Here is a 15,500-nt window from a genome sequence, read left to right as displayed (position 1 = left end):
CATGACACCCCAGGGCGGCGAGGTCAACGACGGGCACGGCGGACACGACGGCGCGGACCTCGGACGTCCCCACGCCGTGGCGCACTCCGGCCTGCGGATCTCCTGGACGTTGGCGGGCGCCGGGTGGGCCGTCTGCACCCTGGAGGACCACCGGGCGGGGATCGAGCTCGTCGCGTCACGCATCGGCCGCACCCCCGAGGAGCTCCTCACCGCGGTGGCGCGGATCACCGCCGGGGCAGCCGAGGAGCGGGTCCGGTTCGAGGCCGAGCCGACCGTTCACCAGTGGGTCGTCCGACGGGAGGGCGAGGAGGCCCGGATCCGGGTGCTCGAACTGCGCGACGGGAGGGAGCGGGGCGGCGACGGTCGCGAGACCGAGATCTGGTCGGGGCGGGCCGGGGTCGAGCGGCTCGCGCGGGCGGTGATCCGCTGCTTCGACGAGGCGGCCCGCGCCAACGGCGAGGACGGCTACCTGGATGCGTGGGGCGAGGCCTTCCCCCGCACCGAACTCGAGGCCCTCAGGCGCCTGTGGCGCGCTCGCAACCCCCAGCACGCGGGTGACCGACGACGGGTCAGGCGGTCACCTTGGCGATGAAGGCGGCGAGGTTGGTGGTGGTGCGGGCGATGCGTTCTTCGAGGGTGAGGGTCTCCTGGAGGCGGGTGCCGGACTGGTGCGGGGTGCGGAGGTGGTGGGAGCAGGCGAGGTCGGTGCAGAGGTAGACGCCGACGGAGTTGCCCTCGCGGCCAGCTTTGCCCGCCTTGGGGGCGACCATCAGGGAGACGCCGCCGACGTGGGTGGTGACGCAGACGGAGCACATGCTGCGGCGGGCCTGCCAGGAGGCGGCGGAGGGGCTGCGGAGGACCAGGCCGGTGGGGGTGCCGTCGAGTTCGGCGACCAGGTAGGCGCGGTCGGGGGCCTGGGGGTCGCGCCAGCCGAGGTAGTCGAGCTCGGGCCAGGGGCGGTCCGCGAGGTCGCGGGGGACGGCCAGGCGGGAGGCCTCGCCCTTGGTGCAGTTCACGAAGGAGGCACGGATCTGGGGTTCGGTCAGCGGCTTCATAAGGGTGAGGCTATTTTGCCTAAAGGTTTTAGGCAAACGCATAATGGGCTCAGGTGCAGGAGAAGACCGAGAGGAAGCCGATGGCACGCGCAGGACTGTCCGCCGAACGCCTCACCCTGGCCGGGGCCGAACTGGCCGACGAGGTGGGCTTCGACCAGGTGACCGTCTCGGCCCTGGCCCGGCGGTTCGACGTGAAGGTGGCCAGCCTCTACTCACACGTGCGCAACTCCCAGGACCTGCGCGAGCGGATCGCCCTGCTCGCCCTCGCCGAACTGGCCGACCGCGCCTCGGAGGCCCTGGCCGGCCGGGCCGGCAAGGACGCGCTGACCGCGCTGGCCAACGTCTACCGGGACTACGCCCGCGAGCACCCGGGGCGTTACGCCGCCGCCCAGCTGCGGCTGACCCCGGAGGCCGCGGCGGCGAGCGCGGGTGCCCGGCACGCCGAGCTGACCCGGGCGGTGCTGCGCGGCTACCGGCTGGAGGGGCCGGACCAGACGCACGCGGTGCGGCTGATGGGCAGTCTGTTCCACGGGTACGTGACGCTGGAGCTGGGCGGCGGTTTCAGCCACAGCGCGCCGGACACGCAGGAGACCTGGGAGCGGGTGCTGGACGCGCTGGACGCGCTGCTGCGGAACTGGCCGGAGGGTGGGACCGAGGGGCGGGGCTGAGAACCGAGAAGCGGGACCGAGGGCGGTGGGGGTCAGGCGCGGCGGTCGGCGTTCAGGAGGGAGAGGACGTAGCGCTGGGCGGGGGTGAGGCGGGTGGGGGCGAGACCGTTCAGCCAGGTGAACAGTTCCGGGCCCACGAGGAGTTCACCGCCGTGACCGAGCCGGAGGGTGTCCGCGCGGTCGTGGACCAGCCAGTCGTCGAGCAGGTCGGAGAGCTGACGGTCGGCGGCCGGGAGACCCGGGGCGGGCCAGCGGTCCAGCCAGGGGACGAGGGTGCCGGTGGCGGCGGCGAGCAGGTTCAGGACGCTGCTCACCGCGATCGGCGCGGGGTGGTGACGGAGGGCCAGGTCGAACCAGGCCCGCCAGAGACCGAGGAGGGCGGAGCGCTCGGGCTCCGGCCAGCGCTCCCAGCCCGCCTGGCGGAAGCGGGTGCCCACCGAGCCCTCGTCCACCCCCAGCGAGTCGGTGAGGACCGCGCGCATCAGGCGGGGCGTCAGGCGGCGGATCAAGGCGGGGTGGTCGCTCCAGTGGCCGGGGCTTCTGATGACCACCGTGGCGAGCAGGCGGTCGGGCACCGCCGCGGGCGGCCCGGCGAGGGCGGCCAGGTCGGCGGCGGTGCAGCAGTGGCCACAAGCTTCGAGGTGGAAGCGGTCGCTGGTGGCGGGGAAGGCGTCGAGGGCTGCGTGGAGCTCCTGCCAGGGGTCGGTCATGGACGGCCCGTCCGGGACTCCGACCGGCGGGGCCGGTGAAGATCCGCACGTTACCAGTCGGCTCAGGCGCGGGTGGTGGGCCGGAGATGGTGGGCCAGGAGGTCCAGGGCGGCGGTGAGTTGGCGGAGTTCGGCCGGGGTGACAGCGGGGAGGGCGGCGGCGAGGGCGGGGCCGATCGAGGTGGCGCGGACCTCGGCGACCCGGGGGCTGGGCTCGGCGGCCGGATGGAGGAGGGTGCGACGGCGGTCGGCCGGATCCGGGGCCGCCTCGACGGAGCCGGCCTCGCGGAGGCGGGCGACGGCGGTGGAGACCTGGCTCTGCGGCAGGCCGGTGCGGCCGACGATCTCGCTGACGGTGGTGCCGGGGTGGGCGGCCACGTCCCCCGCGACGATCAGGGTCAGTCGCGCGCCGCCTGCTTGGCGGTCGGCGCCGCCGGGGGGTTCGGGGAGGGACTCCTCGCCGATCTTCATCAGGGCGCGGCCCAGGAGGAAGAGCTCTACTCCGTTCATGGGGGAGACGGTACATCGAGATGGATTCATCCATCTAGATACATCTAATTGGATGCGATACAGTGAGGGCAACGCCGGGCGGAACGACCGCCGGGCCGGTCCGAGGGGGAACCACCGTGCCCGAACTCGCCGTGGACGGCGCCGTCCTGCACTACCGACTCCGGGGCACCGGACCGCTGTTGCTCGTCTCGCAGAGCGGCGAGGGCGACGCCGACCGCAGCACCGACCTGGTGGACGCCCTGGCCGGCGCCTTCACCGTCCTCACCTACGACCGGCGCGGCCTCTCCCGCAGCCGGACGGCCGAGGGGCGCGAAGCGGTCACCGTGGCGGAGCACGTCGACGACGTGCACCGGCTGCTGGCCGCGCTGACGGACCGGCCCGTCCCGATGCTCGGCTGCAGCCTCGGCGCCGTCATCGGACTGCACCTCGCCGCCCGCCACCCCGGGCAGCTCTCCACCCTGATCGCGCACGAGCCGGTGGCGCCGTGGTTGCTCGGGGCGGCCGAACGGGCCCACCACGAGGCGGAGTTGGCGGAGCTTCAGGAGCTGTACGTGCGGGAGGGGTTGGCGGCGGTGCTGCCCGAGATCGCGCGGGTGCTGCGCATCGACACCACGGGGCGGGACGCCGAGGCAAACCTGACGCCGCAGCCGATGGACGCGCGGCGGCGGGCCAACTTCGACGTCTTCCTGCGGCACGACTTCACGGCGCTGCTCCGCGACGACCTGGGGCTGGACGCCCTGGCCGCCTCGCCCGTCCGGATCGTCCCCGCCGCCGGGGCCACGACTCCGGCGGAGGTCTTCGACCGGCGCTGCGCCGACGCACTGGCCGTCCTGGTGGGGGCGGAGGTGGCCGAGTTCCCCGGTGGCCACAACGGGAACACCAGTCACCCCCGGGCGTACGCGGCGCGGGTCATCGAGATTCTGGCGTGACGTGGCTACGCATGTGGGGGCGCGGGGCTCTGCTGATGTGCGGCTCCGCCGCAGGGCGCGCGGGGGAACGGCAGCACGTGCAACTGGCTCGCCTGCCCCGATCTAGCGGTGGGCCGCCTTCCGCACTCGCGCAGTTCCTCGCGCCCCCGGGGTGACCAGGTACGTTCCTGACCCCGGGGTGACCACGTACGTTCCTCGCGTCCCCAGAGGGTGACTCAGCATCAGGTGGGCATGGTGCCGATGACCACCGTGGCGTCGTGGGGGTCGGAGGTGGTGGTGCGGGGGTGGAGGCCGGCGGCGGTCATGGCGGCGGCGGTGGACGGGGCTTGGCGGGCGCTGGTCTCGATGAGGAGGTGGCCGCCGGGGGCGAGCCAGTGGGGGGCGTCGGCGATGACGCGGCGTTGGACGGCGAGGCCGTCGGGGCCGCCGTCGAGGGTGGCGAGGGGTTCGTGGTCGCGGGCCTCGGGCGGGAGGAAGCGGATCTCGTCGGTGGGGACGTAGGGGGCGTTGGCGACCAGGACGGTGATCCGGCCGCGCAGGGCGGCGGGCAGCGGGGCGTACAGGTCGCCCTGGTGGAGGTGCGCGGAGGCGGGCAGGTTGCGGCGGGCGCAGGCGACGGCGGCCGGGTCGAGGTCGGTGGCGTGGAGTTCGGCGTGCGGGCCGCGGGCCAGGACGGCGGCCACGGCGCCCGCGCCGCAGCAGAGGTCAAGCACGACGGCTTCGGGGGTGAGGAGGGCGGCGGCCTGTTCGGCCAGGTACTCGGTGCGGCGGCGCGGGACGAAGACGCCGGGGCCGACCGCGATGCGCAGGCCGCAGAACGCGGCCCAGCCGAGCACGTGCTCCAGGGGGTGGCCGGCGACCCGACGGGCCGTCATCTCGGCGAGCTGCCCCGGGCCTTCGGCGGTGGCGAGCAGCAGTTCGGCCTCGTCCTCGGCGAAGACGCAGCCGGCGGCGCGGAGGGTGGTGACGGTGGTGGTGTACGACACGGTGAGATGCCTTTCGAAGCTTCGAAGGGCGCTCTCGGGTCCGGTCGGTCAGACCGGACGGGAGACGGAGGAGAGCACCCGGACCTTCACAGCGGTAATGGGTCTCACCTCCTCGGCAGGCCCGTGGACCATGACCACGGGGGAGGTTGCACTCTATCGGACGCCTGGCTCCGCGCCGGTCATCCTGCGGTAGGCGGTGGTCAGCACCGCCGCGAGGTCGCGCCCGCCGAGCCGGATGCCGGACGGGCCGAGGGCGTCGAGCGCCGTCCCGGGCTCCGTCCCGTCCTCCTCCGCGTCGGGGGCCGGGGCGGGGTCGGGTGCCGCCCCGAGGGTGAAGGAGCCGTCCCAGAAGTGGTCGGGGACCGGCTGAGCGTCCGTCACGTCCGCTCCTCCAGGGCCTCGGTGGCGAGGGTGACCAGGTCGCGCAGGGCGGCCGGGTCGAGTTCGGTGAGCCAGCGCTCCTCGGCGGCGACCGCCTGCTCGGCCAACGAGCGCTTGGCTTCGATGAGTTCGCCGATCCGCTCCTCGACGGTGCCGGCGCAGACCAGCCGGCGGACCTGGACGGCCCGGTGCTGGCCGATCCGGTGGACCCGGTCGGTGGCCTGATCCTCGACCGCGGGGTTCCACCAACGGTCCAGGTGGATCACCTGGTTGGCGGCGGTGAGGTTGAGGCCGGTGCCGCCCGCGCGGAGCGAGAGCAGGAAGACCCGGGGGCCGTCCGGCTCCTGCGCCTGGAAGCGGGCCACCATCTCCTCCCGGCGGTGGCGGGGCACGCCGCCGTGCAGGTAGAGCACCTCGGTGCCGAGCCGCTGGGCCAGGTGGGGCTGGAGCCGCCGCCCGAACTCGGCGTACTGGGTGAAGACCAGCGCCCGGTCGCCCTCCGCCAGCGCCTCGGTGAGCAGCTCCTCCAGCCGGGCCACCTTGCCCGAGCGGTCGCCCAACGGCGAACGGTCGTGCAGGAGTTGGGCCGGGTGGTTGCAGACCTGCTTGAGCCGTCCGATCGCGGCCAGCACGGCGCCCTTCCGCTCCACGCCCCGGATGCCCTGAAGGCGGTGCAGCAGTTCGGCCACCACGGCCTGGTAGAGCCCGGCCTGTTCGGCCGTCAGGTGGCAGCGGACGGCGATCTCCTGCTTGGCGGGCAGTTCGACGGCCACCGCCGGGTCGGACTTGCGGCGGCGCAGCACGAACGGCCCGGTCAGCCGCCGGAGCCGCTCCCCCGCCGCCGCGCTGCCGTGCTGCTCGACCGGCAGGCCGAAGCGTTCGCGGAAGGTCTCGGCGCTGCCGAAGAGGCCGGGGTTGGCGAAGTCCAGCACGGTGTGCAGCTCGGCCAGCCGGTTCTCCACCGGCGTGCCGGTGAGGGCGATCCGGTGCACGGCGGCGGGGACCGAACGGAGCGCCCTGGACTGGGCGGTGGCGGCGTTCTTGACGTGCTGCGCCTCGTCGGCGACCACCCGGCGCCAGCGGACGCCGCGGAGCAGGCCGGCGTCACGCTGGAGCACGCCGTAGGTGGTGATCACCAGGTCGGCCGCGGGCAGCGCGGCGGCACTGTCGGCGGCGCGCTCGGTGCCGTGGTGGACGTGCACCCGGAGCATCGGGGCGAACCGGGCCGCCTCCCGCTGCCAGTTGCCCACCAGGGACATCGGGCAGACCAGCAGGGTGGGACCGGTGACCCCGGCGTGGTGCTCGGCGGCGAGCAGGGCCAGTGTCTGCACGGTCTTGCCGAGGCCCATGTCGTCGGCCAGCACCCCGCCCAGGCCGAGCCGGGCCAGGGTGTGCAGCCAGGCCAACCCCCTTGTCTGGTACGGCCGGAGGGTCGCGCCGAAGTCGGGCGGCAGCGGCGGGGCGGCGGTGTCCACGGCGCGGCCCGCGAGCAGTTCGCCGAGCGGCCCGGTGGCCGTGACGGCGGTGACCGGCAGGCCGCCGGCGGTGGCGGAGGGGTCGAGGGCCAGGCGGAGCAGCTCGGGGGTGCCGATGGTGCCGGTGCCGTGCCGCTCCAGGAAGCGCAGCGCGGTGGCGATCTGCCCGGCGTCCACCTCCACCCAGCGGCCGCGCAGCCGGACCAGCCCCTGCTGGGCCGCCCCGAGGTCGGCCAACTCCTGCTCCGTGAGGGCGACTTCACCGAGTGCCACCTGCCAGCGGAAGTCCACCACGGAGTCCCGGTCCACCTGGGCCTCGCGCTTCACCGTGCCCGGCGGGGTGACGCGGGCGGCCGTGAGGGCGAGTCCGAGGCGCGGACGGCGCTGCCACCAGGTGGGCAGCAGGACACCGAACCCGGCCTCGGCCAGGGCGGGCGCCGCGTCCCGGAGGAACCCGAGGGCCTCCTCCCGGCCGAGCCGCAGGGCGGTCGGGCGGGAGCCGGACAGGGCGGGGCGCAGCTCCGGGCGGCGGAGTGCGGCACGGTGCAGCTCGACGGCGAACTGCTCCGCCGCGTCGGCCACTTGGCGGACCAGTGCGGCGGCGGCCGGGCCGTCCGACCAGAGCTCGGCGGCGGGGAGCAGGAGGGAGGGCCGGTCCACGGCCTGGAGCAGGAAGTCGAGCCGCCAGTCGTCCTCGTCGGGCCGCCCCTCGGGGTCGCCGTCGCCAGGGCCGAGCGGTTCGGAGAGGCGGAAGCAGAGCCGGAGCGTACGGTCCGGGGACGGCCCACCCGCGTACCAGCGCGCCACCTTCTCCCGCAGGTCGTCCAGTTCGGACACCGGGAGCCGGTCGGACCCGGCGAGGCCGCCGTCGGGGGCGTGGAGGGCGGCCAGCCAGACGGCTGCCGCACCCTCCCCCGCGGGGACGGGCGCGCCCTCCAGGGCCACCCGCACCTCACGGTCGGTCAGCACGTCGAGCAGCTCGGCGACCAGCGCGTCCGCCGCCCCCTCGGCGAAGGGCTGGGCCTCCGGCACGCCGGACGGGACCTCCGCGAGGGCGATCGGCGGGCAGCCCCGGGCCAGCGCCACGGCCTCCGCCCGGGCGGCCCGGTCGGGCGCGGGCTGCCAGTGGGCGTGCGGACGGCCGTCCCGGTCGCGCAGGACGGGGAGGACGCGCCCCCGGCCGGCCATCCGCCAGGCGAGGTCGTGGACGGCGGTGAGCCAGCGGAGCGAAGCGCCGTAGGCGAGCTCCACCGGGCCGTCCGCGCCCGGGAGTTGGAGGGTGGCGGCGGCCCCGTGCGGGTCGAAGAGCTCACCGAGCAGCTGGGCGGCGGCGGACGGCGGGAAGAGCAGGACGGGCACCCGCCAGTCGGCGAGCGAGACGCCCTGGCCGATGACGCCGACGGGGAGCTGCGGCGAGGGCGTGGGCGCCCCGCCGAGCCCGGGCAGCCGGAGCGTACCCCACCGCTCGGGCGCCTGCCCGGCCAGCCAGCCCGCGCCGGGGCCCAGCGCGGCCAGCAGCCGGGCCACCTCGGCGGCGGGGCAGGCGTAGGGGTGCGCGGCCGCGGACGGGCCCCGGCGGACGACCGGCGAGCGGGCGGCGGCGAAGGCCCGGGCGTCCTCGGCCCAGAGCGCCAGCTGCCCGTCGGCCCGCCAGAACGCGTGCAGCGCGTACACCGGCGCACACACCTCCTGGCCACGGGAAACCCTCGGCCTCCCACCCTAGAGGGGCCGTCGGACAGTGCGAGAAGCAGGCGGACAGGGGCGGGCGAGGTGGGGCGGGGCAGAGCCGTACGGGGCCAGGCCTGATGAGACGCAGGCGGGACGAGGGCGGGGCACGGCCTGGGGGCCTCTCCTGCGGCGTTCGAAGTAGACCGTCCGGCTTGTGGTTGAACTTTGAACGAAATGGGTCTACGGTGGAGCCATCAACAAGTTGAAGCCTCAACAACTGGCTTCGCACCCGAGGAGCAGCAGCCATGGGCATCTTCAACCGCAACAAGACCGCCGCGACCACCACCACCGCCGTCGCCGAGCGCCCGGCCGGCCCGGACCTCGCCCACCTCACCGGCGACTACGCGATCGACGCCTCGCACAGCCGGATCGGGTTCGCCGTGCGCCACGCCATGGTGACCAACGTCCGCGGCCAGTTCACCGAGCACGAGGGCCTGCTCAAGCTCGACGGCACCACCCCGGAGAACTCCGTCGCCGAGCTGACCATCAAGGTCGCCAGCATCGACACCGGCAACGGCCAGCGCGACGAGCACCTGCGCACCGGCGACTTCTTCGCCGCCGAGACCTTCCCGGCGATCACCTTCCGCTCCACCTCCGCCGAGCGGCTGGACGGCGACTCGTACCGGATGACCGGCGAGCTGACCATCAAGGACACCACCCGCCCGGTCGTGCTCGACCTGGAGTACACCGGCAGCGCCACCGACGTGTACGGCGCCCAGCGGGTCGGCTTCGAGGGCTCGACCACGGTGGACCGCACCGACTGGGGCCTGAGCTACAACGCCGCCCTGGAGACCGGTGGCGTGCTGATCGGCGAGAAGGTCAAGCTCAGCTTCGACATCTCCGCCGTCAAGCAGGGCTGAAGGCAGGGCTGATCCCGGAGTCCCCTCCGAGCAGCGCGGCGTCCTCGGCGGGCAGCCAACCGCCCGCCGGACGGCGCAGCCAGCCCTCGCGCGCACCGAGCCGTCCGGCCGCCTCGCGCAGGGCCCGCAGTGCCGGATGACGCTCCCCCGGCCGGTGCACCAGGCTGACCAGGGAGAGCGGTACCGGATCGACCAACGGCAGGGTCACGGCCCCGGGTATCCCGGGGCCGCCCGTCGTGGTGAGCATGGCCTCGCCGTGCCGCGCCAGGTAGTGGCCCACCTCGTCCACCCCGACCGGCGGCGTGCGCGGAGCGGCGGCCACCAGGCCGAAGGCGTCCAGCAGCCGGCGGCCGAGATCGGTCCACTCGGTGGTGGTGGGATTGCCCGCGCAGACGTCCACCGGATGCCCGGCCAGCGCCGCCAGCGGCACCCGCTCCAGCCCGGCCAACGGGTGCGAGAGCGGCAGCACCACCGCCATCTCCTCCAACCTCACGGGCAGTTGGGCCAACCCGGCCCGGACGCCGGACGGCAGACCGGCGTACCGCCCGAACGAGGCGTCCAGCCGGTACGCCAGCAACTCCCCCGCGGCGGCGGCCAGTCCGCCGTGGAAGCGGGCCAGCAGCTCCTGCCCCGGGCAGGCCTCCCGGGCCGCCGCCAGGACCCGGACGGCGGTCAGGTCGTCCCCGTCGACGTCGTTGCCCAGGTCCACCAGCAACGGCCGCCGGACGTCCGGACCGTCCAGCAACTCGTCTTGCAGCGCCAGGAGTTCACGCACCTTCGGCAGCATCCGCTCCCCCTCCGGGGTGAGCCGCACACTCCGGGTGGTCCGGTCGAAGAGCCGCCGCCCGAGCGCCTCCTCCAGCGCGCGGACGTCCCGGCTGAGCGCCTGCTGCGCCAGGTGCAGCCGCTCGGCGGCCCGGCCGAAGTGCAGGGTCTCGGCGGTGGCCACGAAGCCGCGCAGCAGCCTGGGGTGGAGATCACGGGGCATCCGGGCACCCTAGCCGATTGACAACGTGGATGCGTCAATCGCGCCGAACAGGTGTTGGACCGGGCCGTGACAGGTCGTCAGGGTGGGTGTCACTCCCCCTCCGCCGACGCCTGCCCAGGAGTTCCGTGTTCGCCTCGTACCGCCGCCTGTTCGCCGCGCCCGGCGCGCTCGCCTTCACGCTGAGCGCCCTGCTGGCGCGGCTCTCCTTCGCGATGACCGGGGTCTCGGTGGTGCTGATGGTGGCCGCCCGGCAGGGCTCGTACGCGCTGGCCGGGGCGGTCTCGGCCGCCGGGGTGGTGGCGGTGGCGGTCGGGATGCCGCTGCTCGGGCGGATGGTCGACCGGTACGGACAGGCGCGGGTGTCGGTGCGCTGCGTGCTGGCCGGCGCCGGGCCGATGGCCGGACTGCTGCTCTGCGCCCACTACGGCGCCCCCGCCTGGACGCTCTTCGCCTGCCACCCCCTGGCCTCGGTGCTGCCCAACCTCGGCGGCATGGCCCGGGCTCGCTGGGCCCACCTCTACGCGGACGACCCCGAGGCTCGGCACACCGCGAACGCGCTGGAGCAGGCGCTCGACGAGGTCTGCTTCATGGCCGGGCCGGTGCTCGGGACGGCACTGTGCACCTCGCTCTTCCCGGAAGCCGGACTGCTGGTGGGGTCGGTGCTGGGCGGCTTCGGCGTGCTGCTGTTCGCGGCGCAGCGGCGGACGGAGCCTCCCGTGCGGCGGGAGCGGGAGGCGACGGAGGGTCAGGCCGGGGCGTTGCGGGTGGGGCGGCTGTGGCTGCTGGTGGCGGTGTTCGCCGCGAGCGGGGTGCTGTTCGGGTCGATGGAGGTCACCACGGTCGCGTACGCGGACGCACTCGGGCAGCAGGGCTCGGCGGGGTGGCTGCTGGGGCTGGTGGCGGCCGGGTCCGGGCTCTCGGGGCTGGCGTTCGGGCTGGTGCGGGGACGGATCGGGGTGGCCACTCGGCTGGTGGCGGGGGTGGGGGTACTGGCCGTGCTGGCACTCCTGCCGCTGGCGGTCGGGCGGAGCGGGGGCGGGCTCGCGCTGCTCGGGCCGGCGCTCTTCGCGGTCGGGGTGGCGGTGGCACCGACGATGGTGACGGGCATGACGCTGGTCCAGGAAGTCCTGCCGCCGGGCCAGCTGAACGAGGGCATGGGCATCGCGGTGGCCGGCATCCTGGTCGGCATCTCGGCCGGGGCGGCGGGCGGCGGGGCGGTCGCGCAGCACGCCGCACCGGGGACCGGCTACCTGATCACGGCGGGGGCGGCGTTCCTGGCCCTCGCGGTCACGGCCGCCGGGTATCGGCGGCTGGCGCGGGGAGCGGCTTGCGGGGGAACGGCAACGCGTGCACCTGGCTCACCTGCCCCGACCTCATACTGAGCCGCCTTCCGATTCGCACCCCTGGGGTGACCATCTGGCTCCTACCGGGGATTTGGCTACGCCTCTGGGGGCGCGGGGAACTGCGCGCGGGGGAACGGCAACACCTGCAACTGGCTCGCCTGCCCCGATCTAGCGCTGGGCCGCCTTCCGGACTCGCGCAGTTCCCCGCGCCCCCGGGGTGACCACGTCCGCCCTCACGGCTGGAAGGTGTACTCGTACTCGGGGAGGCGGTGGCCGCCCGGGAACCAGCCGGTGCGGGTGTCGGTGCGGGTGGCGCCCTCGCGTTCGTAGAAGGCGACGGCGCGGGTGTTGCCCCGGAGGACCTCCAGGTAGAGGGGGACGTCGCGGCAGTGGGCGCGGCAGGCGTCGAGCAGGCGGGCGCCGATCCCGCCGCCCGTGAGTCCGGGGCGGACGTGGAGGTTGTCGAGCAGGACGCGGCCGTCGGGCTGCGGCACCAGGTAGGCGAAGCCGACGACTTCTCCCCCGCGTTCCGCGACCAGCAGGTGCGGGGTGTCGGCCGGGGAGCCGTAGTCGGCGGTGAGCCGTAGGTCCCAGATCTCCCGCCGTTCCTCCGCCAGGCCGTCGCCGAGGGCCTCGGCCGGGACGATGCCGGCGTAGGCGGTGCGCCAGCTGGCGCTGTGCAGGGCGGCGACCGCGTGGGCGTCGGCGGGGGTGCCGGGGCGGATGAGCGTCTGGTCCATGCCGAGAGCCTGCCACAGCACGCCCCACCCTCATCTTGAACATGTTCAGGAATGGCTCTACAGTCATGCCAGAAGGTTTTGAACACGTTCGAAAAGGAGCGGTCCCATGGACCTCACGGTCATCAGCTACGCCGTCTACCTGCCCGTCGCCAGCGGCGTGACCTTCTGGGTCGCCCGTACCCTCAGCCGCAACGGCCGCCTCTTCCTCTCCGACGTCTTCGCCGGCGACGACCGGCTGGCGGACGCCGTCAACCACCTCCTGGTGGTCGGCTTCTACCTGATCAACCTCGGCTTCGTCGCCCTCTGGATGCGCAGCGACAGCCAGGTGGTGAGCGCCGCCGGCGTCTTCGAGGCGCTCTCCTACAAGCTCGGCACCGTGCTCCTGCTGTTGGGCGTGATGCACCTGGGCAACGTGTACGTGCTCAACCGGATCCGCCGCCGGGGTTCGCTGGAGAAGCAGCAGCGCCCGCCGGTCGCCCCGCAGGGCTTCGTCGCCCCGCACCCGGCCTGACGGGCGGAGGAGGACGTGACCACCACGACCGACACGCACGCCGGAGCGTCCATCCGCTGGCTCACCGTGCTGCACGATCCGGACTGCTCGCTCTGCCGTCATCTCGCGGCCTGGCTGCGCGGCCAGCCGAAGCTGGTGCCGCTGGAGCTGGTGCCGGTCGGCTCGCACACCGCCCGGCAGAAGTTCCCGACCCTGGACCACGACGCCTCGCTCGGGGAGCTGACGGTGGTCGCCGACACCGGGGAGGTCTGGCGCGGCGCCCCGGCCTTCGTCACCGCGCTCTGGGCGCTGACCGAGCACCGGCCGCTGGCCGTCTCGCTGAGCTCGCCCGCCGGGCTGCCGCTGGCACGGGCCGCCGTGTTCGCCGTCAGCGCGTACCGCCGGGCGACCGGCGCCGGGGTCCCGGCCGGGCCGGAGGAGGGGGCCGGGGCGTGGCCACCGGGCGGTCCGGTCTGTGACGACGGCTCATGTCCGATGCCGGCCACGCCGTCCGGGTAGGCTCAACCAGCGTGGAGCAGCCGAACCAGCACGAGAGCGACAACCGCACCGCCGAGCAGGCCACCGAGCTTCCTGGCGGTCGCGCCCTCCCCAAGACCGGGAAGAGCGAACAGACCCGGGCGCTGATCCTGGACACCGCGATGCGGCTGTTCAAGGAGCGCGGCTACGACAAGACCACCATGCGGGCGATCGCCTCGGAGGCCGGGGTCTCGGTCGGGAACGCGTACTACTACTTCGAGTCGAAGGAGTTCCTGATCCAGGGCTTCTACGACCTGATGACCTACGACCACGCGGCCGACGCCAAGGCCCGGATGGAGGGGCACAAGGAGTTCGCGGACCGGCTCCAGATCGCCCTGGAGTCCTGGCTGGACACCGCGGCGCCGTACCACGAGTTCGCCTCGCAGTTCTTCCGGACCGCCGCCGACCCGAACAGCTCGCTGAGCCCGTTCTCCAACGAGTCGCACCCGGCCCGGGCCACCGCGGTGCAGCTGTTCCGGGACGTGCTCGACGGGTCGGAGCTGAACAGCAAGCTGGACGCCGAGCTGGCCGAGCTGCTGCCGGACCTGCTCTGGCTGCACCTGATGGTCGTGGTGCTGTACTGGGTCTTCGACCGCACCGAGGACACCGAGCGGACCCGGGAGTTCGTCCGCCGCTCGACCCCGTTCGCGGCCAAGCTGCTGACGCTCTCCCGGTACCGGGTGTTCCGCCCGATCGTCCGGGACGCCAAGGGGCTGATCCAGGACTTCATCCTGCCGACCATCGGCCGGACCCAGAAGTCCTGAACCACGCCCACCGGATGACGGTCCGTCAGAACGGCTCCGGGTTCCAGGCCCGGAGCGGGGTGCGGAGCAGCAGGTCGGCCTTGGCCGCGGCGCCGGGGCGCAGCTCGGTGACCAGGCCGGCCAGGGCCCGCCGGGAGGCGGACTCGGAGCCCAGGTAGAGGGCGCCCAACTCGGCCACGTCCAGCGCGAGTTCGGCCGGCTCGTCGGTCAGCTCGACCCGGCCGGTGCCGTCCTCGGCGACGGTCAGCGCCCAGCGGCCCTCGGCGTACCCCTGCCGGTCGGTGACCTCCAGCACCAGCCGGCCGGGGGCGGCGTAGGTGCGGGCGCCGAAGGCGGCCGGGACGTCCAGCACCCGGAGCCAGGTGGCGTCCCCGTACTCCTCGCCGGGCAGGGCGTGCCGCGGGTCCTTGAGCCAGAGCGGCAGCGGGTCGTCGGCCCCGAGGTTCTCGACCACGACGGTGCGCACCCAGTCCACCGAGAAGACCAGGCGCCAGAGCGCGAGGGCGGCGGTGGTGTCCAGGGCGATGAAGTCGTCGACGGTGAGGGTGCACTTGGGCAGCCCGCCGTCCCAGTTGTCGTCCACCCGGTAGGTGGCGATGCCCGTGACGGCGCCGTTCCCGTCCCGGTGGACGGCGGCGAACGGCTCCTTCCAGTCGAAGCCGGGCGCGGGGAGCTCGCCGGTGTACATCTTCCACCGGTACGGCTTGCGCTCGATCGCCCCGGGCTGGGTGAGCCGCCAGCGATCGTAGAACTCCGGCCCGATCTTGCGGAGTTCCTCCATCGAGGCGAAGTCCACCCGGCCGGCGGTCACCGGCAGGTCGTCCCGCAGGCCCCCGCTGCCGGAGGTGTCGATCCTCAGGCCCTCGATCCGGGAGGCCGGGCCGAAGCCGAAGCGGCCGTAGATGGCGTACTCGGCCGCCAGCAGGATGGCGACCGCGCAGCCCCGGGCCCTGGCGTCGGCCAGGTCGGCGGCCATCATCCGGCTGAGCAGGCCGCGCCTGGTGTGGGTGGAGGTGACCGTCACGGCGGAGACCGCGTCGGCCCGCACGGTGGCGCCGCCCGGGACGGTCAGCTCGGTGTCGAAGCTGCGGAAGGTGGCCACGCAGCGGTCCGGGTCGAAGGGGTCGAACGCGCCCTGGAGGCGGTTCGGCTCGAACTGGAGGCGGCGGAACTCTCCGCCCTCCCCCAGGTGGGGCCGCAGGAAGCCCCGGGCCAGCGCGCGCTCCCAGGCCGGGAGTTCGTCCTCGGTGATGTAGCGGATCTCGACCTGGTCGCCAGGTCCGTCGTTGCCCATTCCGTCACCGTACGACGCACCGTCAGGCCTCGGCATCCGTATT

Annotated in this window: 17 protein-coding genes; 8 read left to right on the top strand and 9 right to left on the bottom strand. The window is 74.3% G+C overall.

Going from position 1 to position 15,500, the window contains the following annotated elements; all coding sequences use genetic code 11:
* Position 1: 1 nt before the first annotated feature.
* On the top strand, positions 2–592 hold the full coding sequence (locus ACIA8O_RS34390; protein ID WP_396297955.1) for a hypothetical protein: 591 nt from the start codon (positions 2–4) through the stop codon (positions 590–592).
* On the opposite strand, the gene ACIA8O_RS34385 is transcribed toward ACIA8O_RS34390, so the two are convergent.
* The gene (locus tag ACIA8O_RS34385; RefSeq protein WP_396297954.1) at positions 570–1,055 is read right to left on the bottom strand and encodes an FBP domain-containing protein; all 486 of its coding nucleotides are present in this window, start codon (positions 1,053–1,055) and stop codon (positions 570–572) included. The two genes, ACIA8O_RS34390 and ACIA8O_RS34385, sit on opposite strands and share 23 nt — an antisense overlap.
* 80 nt (positions 1,056–1,135) lie before the next feature.
* On the opposite strand from ACIA8O_RS34385, the gene ACIA8O_RS34380 reads away from it, so the two are divergent.
* Entirely contained in the window at positions 1,136–1,723 is a 588-nt protein-coding gene (locus tag ACIA8O_RS34380) for a TetR/AcrR family transcriptional regulator (RefSeq protein WP_396297953.1), read from the top strand.
* Positions 1,724–1,755: 32 nt separating this feature from the next.
* Here the strand turns inward: ACIA8O_RS34380 and ACIA8O_RS34375 are convergent, their stop codons facing one another.
* Positions 1,756–2,433 carry a hypothetical protein gene (locus ACIA8O_RS34375; protein ID WP_396297952.1) on the bottom strand — a complete coding sequence of 226 codons (678 nt, stop codon included), beginning with the start codon at positions 2,431–2,433 and terminating at the stop codon, positions 1,756–1,758.
* Positions 2,434–2,495: 62 nt separating this feature from the next.
* Positions 2,496–2,942: a MarR family winged helix-turn-helix transcriptional regulator gene (locus ACIA8O_RS34370; protein WP_396297951.1), complete on the bottom strand. Its 447-nt coding sequence runs from the start codon at positions 2,940–2,942 to the stop codon at positions 2,496–2,498.
* A 116-nt stretch (positions 2,943–3,058) separates the two neighbouring features.
* Here ACIA8O_RS34370 and ACIA8O_RS34365 point away from each other — a divergent pair, with 116 nt between their 5' ends.
* Positions 3,059–3,871: an alpha/beta fold hydrolase gene (locus tag ACIA8O_RS34365; protein WP_396297950.1), complete on the top strand. Its 813-nt coding sequence runs from the start codon at positions 3,059–3,061 to the stop codon at positions 3,869–3,871.
* 221 nt (positions 3,872–4,092) lie between these two features.
* Here the strand turns inward: ACIA8O_RS34365 and ACIA8O_RS34360 are convergent, their stop codons facing one another.
* From ACIA8O_RS34360 to ACIA8O_RS34350, 3 genes are all read right to left on the bottom strand, one after another.
* Positions 4,093–4,857: a putative protein N(5)-glutamine methyltransferase gene (locus ACIA8O_RS34360; RefSeq protein WP_396297949.1), complete on the bottom strand. Its 765-nt coding sequence runs from the start codon at positions 4,855–4,857 to the stop codon at positions 4,093–4,095.
* A gap of 153 nt (positions 4,858–5,010) precedes the next feature.
* The gene (locus ACIA8O_RS34355) at positions 5,011–5,238 is read right to left on the bottom strand and encodes a hypothetical protein (protein WP_396297948.1); all 228 of its coding nucleotides are present in this window, start codon (positions 5,236–5,238) and stop codon (positions 5,011–5,013) included.
* On the bottom strand, positions 5,235–8,387 hold the full coding sequence (locus tag ACIA8O_RS34350) for a DEAD/DEAH box helicase (protein WP_396297947.1): 3,153 nt from the start codon (positions 8,385–8,387) through the stop codon (positions 5,235–5,237). Before ACIA8O_RS34350 ends, ACIA8O_RS34355 begins: the two co-directional genes overlap by 4 nt.
* 299 nt (positions 8,388–8,686) lie before the next feature.
* Between ACIA8O_RS34350 and ACIA8O_RS34345 the strand changes: the two genes are divergently transcribed.
* Positions 8,687–9,301 carry a YceI family protein gene (locus tag ACIA8O_RS34345; protein ID WP_396297946.1) on the top strand — a complete coding sequence of 205 codons (615 nt, stop codon included), beginning with the start codon at positions 8,687–8,689 and terminating at the stop codon, positions 9,299–9,301.
* Here ACIA8O_RS34345 and ACIA8O_RS34340 read toward each other — a convergent pair.
* On the bottom strand, positions 9,288–10,289 hold the full coding sequence (locus tag ACIA8O_RS34340) for a LysR family transcriptional regulator (protein WP_396297945.1): 1,002 nt from the start codon (positions 10,287–10,289) through the stop codon (positions 9,288–9,290). The two genes, ACIA8O_RS34345 and ACIA8O_RS34340, sit on opposite strands and share 14 nt — an antisense overlap.
* A 125-nt stretch (positions 10,290–10,414) precedes the next feature.
* Between ACIA8O_RS34340 and ACIA8O_RS34335 the strand changes: the two genes are divergently transcribed.
* On the top strand, positions 10,415–11,671 hold the full coding sequence (locus tag ACIA8O_RS34335; protein ID WP_396297944.1) for an MFS transporter: 1,257 nt from the start codon (positions 10,415–10,417) through the stop codon (positions 11,669–11,671).
* 194 nt (positions 11,672–11,865) lie between these two features.
* Here the strand turns inward: ACIA8O_RS34335 and ACIA8O_RS34330 are convergent, their stop codons facing one another.
* A complete protein-coding gene (locus ACIA8O_RS34330) occupies positions 11,866–12,372 on the bottom strand; it encodes a GNAT family N-acetyltransferase (RefSeq protein WP_396297943.1) in 507 nt (168 codons plus the stop codon).
* Between the two features lie 106 nt (positions 12,373–12,478).
* Here ACIA8O_RS34330 and ACIA8O_RS34325 point away from each other — a divergent pair, with 106 nt between their 5' ends.
* From ACIA8O_RS34325 to ACIA8O_RS34315, 3 genes are read left to right on the top strand one after another with little or no spacing between them, the layout of a single operon-like run.
* Positions 12,479–12,883: a hypothetical protein gene (locus ACIA8O_RS34325; protein ID WP_396297942.1), complete on the top strand. Its 405-nt coding sequence runs from the start codon at positions 12,479–12,481 to the stop codon at positions 12,881–12,883.
* Between the two features lie 15 nt (positions 12,884–12,898).
* Positions 12,899–13,381 carry a thiol-disulfide oxidoreductase DCC family protein gene (locus tag ACIA8O_RS34320; RefSeq protein ID WP_396297941.1) on the top strand — a complete coding sequence of 161 codons (483 nt, stop codon included), beginning with the start codon at positions 12,899–12,901 and terminating at the stop codon, positions 13,379–13,381.
* An 11-nt stretch (positions 13,382–13,392) separates the two neighbouring features.
* A complete protein-coding gene (locus ACIA8O_RS34315; protein ID WP_396297940.1) occupies positions 13,393–14,163 on the top strand; it encodes a TetR family transcriptional regulator in 771 nt (256 codons plus the stop codon).
* Positions 14,164–14,188: 25 nt separating this feature from the next.
* Here the strand turns inward: ACIA8O_RS34315 and ACIA8O_RS34310 are convergent, their stop codons facing one another.
* Positions 14,189–15,457 carry a GNAT family N-acetyltransferase gene (locus ACIA8O_RS34310; RefSeq protein ID WP_396297939.1) on the bottom strand — a complete coding sequence of 423 codons (1,269 nt, stop codon included), beginning with the start codon at positions 15,455–15,457 and terminating at the stop codon, positions 14,189–14,191.
* Between the last annotated feature and the right edge of the window lie 43 nt (positions 15,458–15,500).

It is taken from the genome of Kitasatospora sp. NPDC051853 (assembly GCF_044452665.1).
Lineage (GTDB): Bacteria > Actinomycetota > Actinomycetes > Streptomycetales > Streptomycetaceae > Kitasatospora.
This window is presented reverse-complemented; position numbering and strand designations above follow the sequence as displayed.

What these genes read in the sequence shown, in the direction of transcription:
- ACIA8O_RS34390 (WP_396297955.1), top strand. Translation starts at nt 2, where the DNA reads ATGACACCCCAGGGCGGCGAGGTCAACGACGGGCACGGCGGACACGAC.
- ACIA8O_RS34385 (WP_396297954.1), bottom strand. Translation starts at nt 1,055, where the DNA reads ATGAAGCCGCTGACCGAACCCCAGATCCGTGCCTCCTTCGTGAACTGC.
- ACIA8O_RS34380 (WP_396297953.1), top strand. Translation starts at nt 1,136, where the DNA reads ATGGCACGCGCAGGACTGTCCGCCGAACGCCTCACCCTGGCCGGGGCC.
- ACIA8O_RS34375 (WP_396297952.1), bottom strand. Translation starts at nt 2,433, where the DNA reads ATGACCGACCCCTGGCAGGAGCTCCACGCAGCCCTCGACGCCTTCCCC.
- ACIA8O_RS34370 (WP_396297951.1), bottom strand. Translation starts at nt 2,942, where the DNA reads ATGAACGGAGTAGAGCTCTTCCTCCTGGGCCGCGCCCTGATGAAGATC.
- ACIA8O_RS34345 (WP_396297946.1), top strand. Translation starts at nt 8,687, where the DNA reads ATGGGCATCTTCAACCGCAACAAGACCGCCGCGACCACCACCACCGCC.
- ACIA8O_RS34340 (WP_396297945.1), bottom strand. Translation starts at nt 10,289, where the DNA reads ATGCCCCGTGATCTCCACCCCAGGCTGCTGCGCGGCTTCGTGGCCACC.
- ACIA8O_RS34330 (WP_396297943.1), bottom strand. Translation starts at nt 12,372, where the DNA reads ATGGACCAGACGCTCATCCGCCCCGGCACCCCCGCCGACGCCCACGCG.
- ACIA8O_RS34325 (WP_396297942.1), top strand. Translation starts at nt 12,479, where the DNA reads ATGGACCTCACGGTCATCAGCTACGCCGTCTACCTGCCCGTCGCCAGC.
- ACIA8O_RS34310 (WP_396297939.1), bottom strand. Translation starts at nt 15,457, where the DNA reads ATGGGCAACGACGGACCTGGCGACCAGGTCGAGATCCGCTACATCACC.